Annotated in this window: 9 protein-coding genes; 7 read left to right on the top strand and 2 right to left on the bottom strand. The window is 54.2% G+C overall.

All coding sequences use genetic code 11. The features are described from left to right. Positions 1-38 precede the first annotated feature (38 nt). Both tal and tkt read left to right on the top strand, forming a co-directional pair. Positions 39-989 carry a transaldolase gene (gene tal / locus QLG08_RS16680; protein ID WP_014594257.1) on the top strand — a complete coding sequence of 317 codons (951 nt, stop codon included), beginning with the start codon at positions 39-41 and terminating at the stop codon, positions 987-989. A 63-nt stretch (positions 990-1,052) separates the two neighbouring features. Then, a complete protein-coding gene (gene tkt / locus QLG08_RS16675; RefSeq protein WP_019106053.1) occupies positions 1,053-3,053 on the top strand; it encodes a transketolase in 2,001 nt (666 codons plus the stop codon). 222 nt (positions 3,054-3,275) lie between these two features. Here the strand turns inward: tkt and QLG08_RS16670 are convergent, their stop codons facing one another. Beyond that, positions 3,276-4,637 carry a 2-hydroxycarboxylate transporter family protein gene (locus QLG08_RS16670; RefSeq protein ID WP_014594259.1) on the bottom strand — a complete coding sequence of 454 codons (1,362 nt, stop codon included), beginning with the start codon at positions 4,635-4,637 and terminating at the stop codon, positions 3,276-3,278. Between the two features lie 305 nt (positions 4,638-4,942). Here QLG08_RS16670 and QLG08_RS16665 point away from each other — a divergent pair, with 305 nt between their 5' ends. The 3 genes from QLG08_RS16665 to ampH all read left to right on the top strand — a co-directional run bounded on the left by QLG08_RS16665 (position 4,943) and on the right by ampH (position 8,632). Continuing rightward, the gene (locus QLG08_RS16665) at positions 4,943-6,580 is read left to right on the top strand and encodes a sensor histidine kinase (RefSeq protein WP_064374164.1); all 1,638 of its coding nucleotides are present in this window, start codon (positions 4,943-4,945) and stop codon (positions 6,578-6,580) included. Further along, on the top strand, positions 6,570-7,256 hold the full coding sequence (locus tag QLG08_RS16660; RefSeq protein ID WP_013026659.1) for a response regulator: 687 nt from the start codon (positions 6,570-6,572) through the stop codon (positions 7,254-7,256). Before QLG08_RS16665 ends, QLG08_RS16660 begins: the two co-directional genes overlap by 11 nt. Positions 7,257-7,468: 212 nt before the next feature. Continuing rightward, positions 7,469-8,632 (top strand): D-alanyl-D-alanine-carboxypeptidase/endopeptidase AmpH, encoded by a 1,164-nt coding sequence (gene ampH, locus QLG08_RS16655; protein WP_014594262.1) that lies wholly within the window; start codon positions 7,469-7,471, stop codon positions 8,630-8,632. On the opposite strand, the gene QLG08_RS16650 is transcribed toward ampH, so the two are convergent. Next, positions 8,629-9,696: a DUF1176 domain-containing protein gene (locus QLG08_RS16650; protein ID WP_014605307.1), complete on the bottom strand. Its 1,068-nt coding sequence runs from the start codon at positions 9,694-9,696 to the stop codon at positions 8,629-8,631. The two genes, ampH and QLG08_RS16650, sit on opposite strands and share 4 nt — an antisense overlap. Before the next feature lie 489 nt (positions 9,697-10,185). Here QLG08_RS16650 and QLG08_RS16645 point away from each other — a divergent pair, with 489 nt between their 5' ends. Next, a complete protein-coding gene (locus QLG08_RS16645) occupies positions 10,186-11,016 on the top strand; it encodes a DeoR/GlpR family DNA-binding transcription regulator (RefSeq protein WP_013026662.1) in 831 nt (276 codons plus the stop codon). Positions 11,017-11,027: 11 nt separating this feature from the next. Further along, positions 11,028-12,008, top strand: coding sequence for a substrate-binding domain-containing protein (locus QLG08_RS16640; RefSeq protein ID WP_019106056.1), 981 nt, complete (start codon positions 11,028-11,030; stop codon positions 12,006-12,008). Positions 12,009-12,010 lie beyond the last annotated feature (2 nt).

The following is a 12,010-nucleotide window of genomic DNA, read 5'->3' as shown; positions in this document are numbered from 1 at the left end:
TCCCTTTCGTTACAACGTTTTTTTCAAGGAGTGTAGAAATGAACCAGCTTGAAGCCCTTAAACAGTTCACTACCGTGGTGGCTGACAGTGGCGATATCGAATCGATTCGAAATTATCACCCACAAGATGCGACCACCAACCCCTCGCTTATTCTGAAAGCATCTGCTCTCCAGCCTTACAAACACCTGATTGATGACGCCATCGACTATGCGAAAAAGCAGGGCGGCAGCAAAGAGACGCAGATCATCAACGCCAGCGACAAAGTGGCAATCAATCTCGGTATGGAAATCCTGAAAAGCATACCGGGCCGTGTTTCGACCGAAGTGGATGCGCGCCTCTCCTTCGATCGTGGCATGTGCGTCACGAAAGCGGAAAAGCTGGTTCGCATGTATGAAGAACACGGCATTGACCGCTCACGCATCCTGATCAAACTGGCTTCCACCTGGGAAGGCATTAAGGCGGCTGAAGAACTGGAAAAAAATGGTATCCAGTGCAACCTGACCTTGCTGTTCTCCTTCGCGCAGGCCCGTGCCTGTGCCGAAGCCGGTGTTTACCTGATTTCACCTTTTGTGGGCCGTATTTACGACTGGTACAACACCCGCAAACCGATGGACCCGTATCACGTGGATGAAGATCCCGGCGTGAAATCCGTACGCCGCATTTACGATTACTACAAGAAGCACCGCTATGACACCATCATAATGGGTGCCAGCTTCCGTAAAGTTGAGCAGGTGCTTGCCCTGGCCGGTTGTGACCGCCTGACGCTTTCGCCTAACCTGCTGGAAGAGTTGCAAAACAGTGAGGAGCCCGTAGAGCGCAAGCTCGAACCCTCAACCGAATGTTTCCACCAGCCTTCCCCGCTGTCCGAAGCCGAATTCCGTTGGGAACATAATCAGGACCCGATGGCGGTAGAGAAACTGGCAGACGGTATTCGTCAGTTCGCCGTTGACCAGCAAAAACTGGAAGATGTGCTGGCAGCGCGCCTGTAGTTTTCCCCCTCTTTTACCGGGCGGGAGCACTCCCGCCCTGATGCTTAACAAGGGAGACCCTTTATGTCCTCACGCAGAGAGTTGGCTAATGCGATTCGCGCATTAAGTATGGATGCGGTACAAAAAGCAAAATCAGGTCATCCTGGTGCGCCAATGGGCATGGCTGATATCGCCGAAGTTCTGTGGCGCGATTTCCTCCAGCACAACCCAACCAACCCCGCCTGGCTGGATCGTGATCGCTTTATCCTTTCAAATGGCCACGGCTCCATGCTGCTGTACAGCCTGTTGCACCTGACCGGATACGATCTGCCGATTGAAGAACTGAAAAACTTCCGCCAGCTCCACTCTAAAACGCCGGGCCACCCGGAAATTGGCTATACGCCAGGCGTGGAAACGACCACGGGTCCGCTGGGCCAGGGCCTGGCGAACGCCGTTGGTCTGGCGATTGCTGAGCGCACGCTGGCGGCCCAGTTTAACCGTCCCGATCACGATATCGTCGATCACTTCACCTATGTTTTCATGGGCGACGGTTGTCTGATGGAAGGCATTTCTCATGAAGTCTGCTCGCTGGCCGGTACGCTGGGCCTGGGCAAACTGATTGGCTTCTACGATCACAACGGTATTTCTATTGATGGTGAAACCGAAGGCTGGTTTACCGACGATACGCACAAACGCTTTGAAGCCTATAACTGGCACGTTGTGGGTGAAATCGACGGTCATGACGCCGATGCGGTTAAAGCCGCGATTCAGGAAGCGCAGAGCGTCACCGACAAGCCGTCACTGATCATCTGCCGTACGGTCATTGGCTTCGGCTCACCGAATAAAGCCGGTAAAGAAGAAGCCCACGGCGCGGCGTTAGGCGAAGAAGAAGTGGCGCTGACCCGTAAGCAACTGGGCTGGAACTATCCGGCGTTTGAGATCCCCAAAGAGATTTACCAGCAGTGGGATGCCAAACAGGCCGGCGCTGAGCGCGAAAAAGCCTGGAACAACAAACTGGCGGCCTATAAGCAGGCTTATCCAGAGCTGGCGGCCGAGTACGAGCGCCGCATGAACGGCGGCATGCCGGCAAACTGGGAAGCGGAAACCGCGAAGTTTATTGCCGAGCTGCAGGCCAATCCGCAAAAAATTGCCAGCCGCAAGGCCTCGCAGAATGCCCTGGAAGCCTATGGCAAACTGCTGCCAGAGTTTCTGGGCGGTTCTGCCGACCTGGCACCGAGCAACCTCACCATCTGGTCTGGCTCAAAATCCATCAAAGACGATCCGGCCGGAAACTACATCCATTACGGCGTGCGTGAATTTGGCATGACGGCGATCGGTAACGGCATTGCCCACCACGGCGGCTTTGTGCCCTATACCGCCACCTTCCTGATGTTCGTTGAGTACGCCCGTAACGCGGCGCGCATGGCGGCACTCATGAAGGCCCGGCAGATCATGGTGTATACCCATGACTCCATTGGCCTGGGCGAGGACGGCCCAACCCACCAGCCGGTTGAGCAAATTGCCAGCCTGCGCGTGACGCCAAACATGAGCGTATGGCGCCCCTGTGACCAGGTGGAGACGGCAATCGCCTGGCAGGCAGCGATTGAGCGCCACCATGGCCCGACAGCGCTGATCCTGTCGCGTCAGAACCTGGCTCAGCCTGAGCGTACCGCAGAGCAGGTGGCTAACATCAAGCGCGGCGGTTATGTGCTGAAGGAGTGCGACGGCACGCCAGACATCATCCTGATTGCGACCGGCTCCGAGGTAGAAATAACCTTGGGTGCCGCGACGAAGCTGACAACTGGCGGTCACAAGGTGCGCGTGGTTTCACTGCCCTCCACTGACCTGTTTGACGCACAGGATGCCGCTTACCGTGAGTCGGTGCTGCCTTCTGCGGTTAAAGCGCGCGTGGCGGTAGAAGCAGGCATCGCCGACTACTGGTATAAATATGTTGGCCTGGACGGTGCCATTGTGGGCATGACGACCTTCGGCGAGTCGGCGCCGGCCGAGAAGCTGTTTGCTGAATTTGGCTTTACGGTGGAAAACATCGTCAGCCATGCAGAAGCACTGCTGAAACCCGCATAATCCACTTGCTGCTGAGCGACCTGCTGCTTTGCGTCAGGTCGCCTGGCCAACACGACGTGCCAGCCCTGCGCTGGCACGTCGCTTTTCTGAACGCCTGCTTTCGTCTCTCTCAGCCTCTCCCGCTTTCTCAGCCCTACTCCCGGCAAGGGATTCAGGCTATCTCACGCCTGCACCGTTCGGGAGCCATGCTGCTTTGCGAGCGCTTCAGTCGGCGTAACAGGTTTACTTGAGAAAATGGCTCAGTAATAACAACGAAAGCGAAACGTTAATGGCCCCGCCGATGCGCGTGGCGATCTGCGCAAACGGCATCAGGCCCATGCGGTTACCGGCGGTAAGAATCGCCACATCGCCCGTACCGCCCTGCCCACTCTGGCAGCAGGAAACAATGGCAACATCGATGGGATGCATGCCAATCTTTTTCCCGACAAAGAAGCCCGTTGCGACCAGCGCACTGACCGTGCTGATAATCACCAGCAGGTTAGTGAGCGTAAACGCGGTAACCAGAATATGCCAGGGCGTGATGGCGACGCCGACGGCAAACAGAACCGGATAGGTTACCGCCGTGCGGAAGAAGCGATAGACCACCTGAGAACCGGCCAGAATACGCGGAGAAACCCCATTCACCAGTTTTACCAGCACGGCCAGGAACAGCATCCCTACCGGCGCAGGCAGTCCTGTCAGCTTCTGCCCTAACATCCCTACCATATAGAGCAGCACCGCCAGCAGCGCCCCGGACGCAATCGCCGTCACGTCAACTTTACCGGAGAAAACGGACTGCAGCGGCTCGGGTTCAACATTGGTCACGTTTGGCATCAGCTGGCCTTCCCCGGTGAGGTGCGGATAACGTTTACCCAGTTGGTTCAGACAGCCGGAGATAATAATGGCGGTCACGCCACCCAGCATAACCATGGGCAGGATGCGGCCCAGCGCCACGCCCTGATCCATATGGAGCAATGCCGCATAGCCGATGGAGAGCGGAATGGCACCTTCACCGACGCCTCCCGCCATAATGGGCAGAATGATGAAAAAGAAAATCTGGAAGGGTTCCAGCCCCAGCGCTAAACCCACGCCCATGCCGACAATCATCCCCACGATTTCACCACAGAGCATGGGGAAAAAGATGCGCAGAAAGCCCTGGATCAGCACCGTGCGGTTCATGCTCATGATGCTGCCAACAATGATGCAGCAAATGTAAAGATAGAGAATATTGGTCGATTTGTAGAATTGCGTCGTGGACGTTACCACGATGTCGGGAAGCAAACCGTAGTACACCAGCGCAGAAGGAATAAAGGTGGCGCAGATAGCCGCTGCCCCTAAACGCCCCACCACGGGCAGGCGTTTGCCAAACTCTCCGCAGGCAAAGCCAAAAAAGGCCAGCGTGGCGACCATGACCACGATATCGCTTTTTAGCGTTCCACTCAGGCAGTCTACCGCAATGAGCGCACCGGCCAGCACAAACAGCGGCAGAGGAATAATCCCGACTTTCCAGTTATCCATAATATGCCACCACTGCTCTTTCAGGGTTTTCCTGCGCGGTGAACGGGTCAGCGTGTCAGACAGAAAAGAATTATCAGGTGAGCTCATTATTATCCTCTTTGCGTCATCGTTTTTTTTCAGGATGCCGGGAAAAAAGGCGGAATTACGTGAAGAAGAAGGTATCTGGCATAAAGTTTTAATGGTGTTATTTCCAGAGCGTGATCCGCATCGTGATAATCGCCGTGGTGTTTATGGTTTTTATTCCCCGCTGCCGTTATTCAGCCTTTCAAGGGGCTTTTTTAGCCTAGATAATCGATAAAAATCACTATTTATCAAATAATTAAACCGATGTAGTTCCTATTGTTAAAAAGATGATACATTGAAGTTATTATTCCAAAATACGTGTGACAGTCATGAAGTTGTCATTTCAAACGAAGCTGTTTCTTTCGCTCGTGGTTTTTTCGTCTGTCCTGTTCGTGTTACTGGGAAGCTATTATTACGTCAGCATCACCCGGCAGCTTTATCAGGCGATGAGCATGCGCGCGAAGGTTCAGGCAGACGAGATCGCGCTGATTCCGGAACTGAAAAAAGCGGTGGCGGATCGTGATATCACGACCATCAATGTGCTGATGAAGGCTATAGCCCGGAAAAGCGATGCCAGTTTTATTGTGATTGGCGATAACCAGGCCCTGCATCTTTTTCACTCGGTGACGGCGGACCGAATTGGCAAACCGCTGGTGGGCGGCGATAACGCAGCGGTGCTGGCAGGGAAAAGTATCACCACCATTCGGACAGGCGGCCTGGGAATGTCACTGCGAAGTAAGGCGCCTATCCTCAACGATCGCGGCCAGGTCGTCGGTATTGTTTCTGTTGGCTACCTCGCCCGCTATCTGGATGCCATCACCTTTAGCAACATGATCAACCTGTTGATCGTGGCGGCGCTGGTGCTTATTGCCCTGTTTATTTTCTCCTGGTTTTTTACCTGTAATATTAAAAAACAGATTTTCTCGCTGGAACCGCGCGAGATCGGCCTGATGGTCCGCCAGCAAAAAGCCATGATGGAATCGATCTATGAAGGCGTCATTGTTATCAATGAACAACTGCGGATCGAAGTGATTAATCAGGCTGCCCGCAAGCTGCTGGGACTGTCACAGTCCGCCGAGGCGCTGCGCGGCGAGTCTGTCAGCCAGATCGTCTCCCCGGTGCCCTTTTTATCGCAGCCCGTAATGCTGGAAAAAGATACCCACGATGAGATTTGCCAATTTAACTCGCTGACCGTCATCGCCAGCCGGGTGCGTATCATGCTGGAGGACGCGCTAATGGGATGGGTGATCACCTTTCGCGATTTTAACGACATCGATTCCCTCAGCGCCCAACTCAGCCAGGTGAAACGTTATGTCGATAACCTGCGCATCATGCGTCATGAACAGCTTAACCGCATGAACACGCTTTCCGGGCTGTTGCACATGGGGCGTTTTGACGAAGCGATTGGTTACATTGAAGCGCAGTCCGAGCACGAGCAGGAGTTGCTGGACTTTGTCTCGGCTCGATTCACTTCGCCTCTGCTGTGCGGCTTATTACTGGGCAAAGCCGCGCGCGCCAGAGAAAAAGGCGTCATTCTCCACTTTGATCCCGCGTGCCTGATGGATAAGCCGTTTCCCGCGCTTTCCGATGCCGAACTGATTTCGGTGATTGGCAACCTGCTTGACAACGCCATTGAAGCCACCCAGCGCGCCCCGTTGCCTCATGAACCTGTTGAAGTACTGATTAAACTCAGTACCCGTGAGCTGATCATCGAAGTGGCGGATCGCGGCGTGGGCATTACGCCGGCAATCCGCGAGCGCATGTTTGAACGTGGCATGACCACCAAAACCCGAGGCGATCACGGCATCGGGTTGTATTTAACCGAAAGCTATATTACCCGTGCAGGGGGAACCATTGAGGTCAGCGACAACGTGCCCCGTGGCGCGGTGTTTTCGCTGTTTATCCCCTGTGCGCAAACCAACAGCTGTCCCGTAACGGAAACGGAGAAAATCCGCGATGCAACATGATCCTGTTACCGTCCTGATTGTTGAAGATGAGCCTGAACTGGCTCAGCTTCATGCAGAACTGATTGGTAAGCACCCTGAGCTCAGGCTGGTCGGCATAGCCAGCTCCCTGGCAGAAGCCAGACAGCAGCTTGAACTGACCGCGCCACAGTTGGTGCTGCTCGATAACTACCTGCCTGATGGCAAAGGCATCACCCTGATTGGCGATCCGTTGCTGGCCAACGCGAACTGCTCCATTATTTTTATTACGGCGGCCAGTGATATGGATACCTGCAGCCAGGCCATTCGCAACGGTGCCTTTGATTACGTGCTTAAACCGGTATCCTGGAAACGCCTTAACCGCTCGCTTGCCAACTTCATCGCCTTTGCAGACCAACAGCGCACATGGAAAATTGTCGATCAGAAAAATGTCGATGTGCTGTATCAGTTGCAGGCGAAGAACTACCCGCACGATAACGGCAGCAAAGGCATTGAGGAAAATACCCTGGCCCGGGTTCAGACACTGTTTACGCCCGCCACAACGCGCCTTTTTTCGGTCGATGAGGTGATGACAGAAACCGGGCTGAGTAAAACGACCGCCCGCCGCTACCTGGAGCACTGCGTGGAAACCGGCTTTCTGACGGTCGAAATGCTGTATGGCAAGGTGGGCCATCCCCGGCGCATGTACAAACGCACCTGACCGAACGGGTGTCCCGTGCTCGCCCTGCGCCGGTTCAGTCAGGTGGCTTTCAGGGGCAAAATGCGGCGCCAATCCCATGACGTCACCGGTACGTCTGGCCCGCATGCTGTAATCCGAAACAAAAAAAACTGTCCTTTGCTCTTCCCGTCATCCGCAAACTGATTACTATAGGTTTTCACCCGATTCCTATAGCGAAGCCCTCTCCGTTGAAAATGCGCACTCCTTACGTACTGGCTCTACTGGTTTCTTTGCTTCCCCTTAAAAGCATGGCGCAGGTTGCGCCCGATCCGTTGCTGGCATCCCAAATTGTTGACCGCTATGCGGAGCATATCTTCTATGCCAGCGGTGCGACAGGCATGGCGCTGGTCGCAATAGATGGTAATCAGCGGGTTTTCGCCAGCTTTGGTGACACGCGGCCAGGAAACAATATTCGTCCCCAAAAGGATTCGTTAATTCGTATTGCCTCACTCAGCAAGCTGATGACCAGTGAAGTCATGGTGAAGATGGCCGAGCGCGGGGAGATTCGCCTTGACGATCCGCTCAGTAAATATGCACCGCCCGGAAAGCGGGTGCCCAGTTTTGATGGTCAGCCCATTCGGCTGATTAACCTGTCTACCCATACCAGCGGTCTGCCGCGAGAGCAGCCCGGCGGCAAACCCCATCGTCCGGTGTTTGTCTGGCCGACACAGAGTGAACGCTGGCGTTGGTTAAACACGGCCAGCCTGAAAGCCGCCCCCGGCACCAATGCGGCCTATTCCAATCTCGGTTATGACCTGCTGGGCGATGCGCTGTCGCGCGCGGCCGGTAAGCCTTATCCTGCCCTGCTGCAGCAGTTAATTACCCGTCCACTGGGGATGAAAGACACCACCTTTACGCCGTCACCTGAGCAGTGCGCACGCCTGATGGTGGCGGAAAAAGGCGCCAGCCCCTGTAATAACACGCTGGCGGCCATCGGCAGCGGTGGCGTATATTCGACGCCTGATGATATGGGCCGCTGGATGCAGCAGTTCCTCAACTCCTCGGTAAATCACCGTACGCCACAGATCGACCGCCTGCAGACGCTGATCTACCGTCGCGACCAGTTGCATAAAGTTGACGGCATGGACGTGCCGGGCAAAGCCGACGCGCTGGGAATGGGGTGGGTTTATATGGGGCCGGCCAACGGTCGCCCTGGCATTATCCAGAAAACCGGCGGCGGCGGCGGCTTCATCACCTATATGGCGATGGTTCCCCAGCAAAACGTCGGGGTTTTTGTGGTCGTTACCCGCTCGCCTCTGACGCGCTTTACGCCGATGAGTGACGGCGTAAACAACCTGCTCGCTGAGCTGGTGGGCAATCAGAACGGCTCGCCGATGATGGTCCAGGCGATTCCTTAACCGCTCACCGCTGATGAGGCTGACTGGCTCACCCAAAGCGTGGGCCAGTCGTCACTGCTGTGCCAGGCATCGCAGGTTGACTCCTCGGCATACTCGGCTAAAACAAAATGCTCGCCGTCAAACTGCCAGCGGGTCGCGGTACCACAGTCGCCAAGTCCGCGTCCTTTGCCAAAGGTATAGAGCTGCCCGCTTGCCGCATCATAATCTGCGTTAATCAGCTCCAGCTGGCGCTCTGATGCGCCCGGCGGGGTAAAAGGCAAGGTCAGCGTAATCCCACGCGCCACATAGGGCGGCGCACGCGTTACTTCAAAAGCCAGATCGATCACGTTATAGGCGCCCATTTCACAGCTGACCAGCAGCAGCGCTTTTTTGTCTGTCAGCGGCGAGACGCTGACTTCGCGGCGCAGGGGATCAAGGGAACAGGTATCCGAATTCACCCGCCACGTTCCGTAGTCGATCAGCCCGCTGGTCTCGTCACGCGTCAGTGGCGCAGGCGCAGCCATCGCCGGCGGCAGTTGCGGTACGGCCGGTGCGGCCGGGACGCCGGTTCTTCCTCCGCGCCTGACCCAGGCACTCATGCTATTCACCCGGCCCTGCACATCGTCCATAAATAACAACGCGGCTTTCATACCGCGCAACGAGATCTGCGGACCGGCATTGAACGTCAGCTGCAGGCTTTTCGCATCCATGGTCAGTTCAAGAAATTCGTTAATGGCGATAGGATTGCTGGTAGCAAGATGGTGTGGCTCAACCGTCCAGTGCTTGAAGTCAGGCCGCAGCCGACGTTGATCGACTAAAAGATTATCTTGCAGCGCCGGGCCGGGCAGCGCGCCGCTGTATGCGCTGCCGTAATCGATGCGCAGTAACGGTTTGTCATCGGATCCCGCACTGCGGGAAAGCGTCATAACCAAGCCCTGGTCGCCAGGTATGCTGCGCGCAACGCAATGCGCCGCATTATTGCAGGTGAGTTGCCAGTCAGAAAACAGCTTCTGTACCGGATCAGCCTGAGCAGCGGCAACCATAAAAACAGACAACGCAAACAGCGATTTCATCCCATACCACATTAAGAAAATCGAACCCCAACTTCTTTGAGTGGAAGATGATAGCGCAATAGCGCACGTCACGAGGGCCGCATTCTGTGAAGTGCTCAGCAAGCGCAGCTAACCGACTAAAAAACATCCGCTTTACAACAAAAGAAAGGCGGTGATCTCTGCAGAATAGTCATCATGCTGTTTCACTCTGTTGCGCTCAATCGGATTCGTCGGACATTCCCGCCAGTCGAATCGGTCAAATACACATAAACGGTCAAAAACAGGCATGTTATAGTCGCCACAGGTGCAGGCATAAAAGCCTGTCAGCCCTGTTTCTTACGGTTAAATAACCCTAATTTAGTGATATCAGTCACGTCTTTAATATACCTATTACATAGTTTTTCATAAAAACCCAACAAATATCTCTTTACGCACGCTGTGAGAAGAGTGACCTGCGTAGCCACGCTCAGGCCACATTTTTGCCGCGTGCCTTCCAGTACTTTATAACCCTCGGAGGCCAGCATGTTGCCGATTGAACGCCAGCAGAGAATTATTGATGAATTAATGCGTAATGGACGCGTGATTGTCGCTGAACTGACCGCCTTATGTCAGGTTTCGCAGGAAACGATTCGTCGGGATTTAGCGCAACTGGAAAAGAAAGGCATACTCCAGCGAAGCCATGGCGGCGCTGTTCCGGTTAAACAATATAATGCAGCCATTCAGATAAATAACCGGGCCATTAATGAGTATGAATTATCTTTCCGGCAGCGAATTAATGAACATGTCGATGCCAAAATGACCATTGCTAAGCGGGCGCTGGGGTTTATTAGCCCAGGTGATTGTTTATTACTCGATAGTAGTACCACGTGTTTTTATCTGGCCCGACAGTTACCGGATATTGAATTAACTGTATTAACTAATTCTTTACGCATTGTGCAGACCCTGGCGGCGCGCAGCAGTATTCGCACGATCTGCCTGGGTGGCGAATATTCCGATCGCTATGAAGATTTTCACGGCATCGTAACTGAACAACCGTTAAAAGAGTTTCAAATAAATAAAATCTTTTTTTCCTGTAGCAGCCTGGGCAACGACGGTTATTTACGCGAGGGGAATGAACATAATGCACATTTAAAACAACAACTCATTCTGGCAGCTGAACGCAAACATTTATTAATGGATAGCTCTAAGTTTCTTCGGCCCTCATTCGCGCGTGTTTGTCATTATCGCGATGTGGATTTTCTTATTACCGACCAGTTAAAAGATAAAGAGCTGGAACAGGAACTGGCGTGGAACGGGGTAAATATTATCGACTGTTCACAACGGCCTCAGTCCGTGCAGCTTATTAATCAATAAATGGAGTCACTATGAAAAAACAGCTTATCGCCTGCTCCCTGATCGCGTTATTCGCATTCCAGGCTCAGGCAGCAGAAAAAATACGTATGGGCATCGTGGTGAAAATTGGCGGTATTCCATGGTTCAACGCGATGGAAGCCGGGATTAAAAGTGAAGCGGCGAAAAGCGGCATAGATGCATGGATGGTCGGACCCACCGCAGCCGATCCCGCCTTGCAGGTTCGCGCTATTGAGGATTTGATTGCGCAGAAAGTCGATATCATTGGCGTGGTTCCCAACGATCCTAAAGTCCTGGAGCCCGTCTTACAGCGGGCGCGCGATGCGGGCATCAAAGTGATTACCCATGAATCACCGGGTCAGAAATTCGCCAACTGGGACTTTGAGTTAGTGGATGCAGCCACGCACGGCATCAACCATATGAAAGCGCTGGCAGCCTGTATGCACGATGAAGGGCAATACGCCATGTACGTTGGCAGCCTGACGGTGCCGCTCCACCAGCAGTGGACCGACGCCGCGCTGGCGTATCAAAAACAGCATTATCCCAAAATGCAGTTGGTCACCGACAAATTTGGCGTAGGCGAATCGCTGGATGATTCTATCCGTACCACCAACGAGCTGATGTCTAAATATCCCAATCTGAAAGGGATTTTAGCCTTTGGCTCACAGGGCCCTATCGGCGCAGGCCGGGCCGTAATGAACCGCAATAAGGTTAACCAAGTGTGCGTCATCGGAGCCTTCAGTCCGGGCCAGGGCGCGCAGCTCGTCAATCGGGGCGCGATCAAAGGCGGCTATATCTGGAATCCCCATACGGCCGGTGAAGTGTTTGTCCGTCTTGCCGAGATGATGGAGAAAAACACGCCCATTAAAGATGGCATGACCATTGAGGGATTAGGCAAGGTCCGGGTCGATGACACGACGCATACCCTTCTGGGCAATAACACCGAAAGCCTGGATAAAGCCAACCTGCCGAAACTGATTAAGCTGGGGCTGTAGAG

The organism is Pantoea sp. V106_11, from assembly GCF_029967885.1.
Classification (GTDB): domain Bacteria; phylum Pseudomonadota; class Gammaproteobacteria; order Enterobacterales; family Enterobacteriaceae; genus Pantoea; species Pantoea ananatis.
This window is presented reverse-complemented; position numbering and strand designations above follow the sequence as displayed.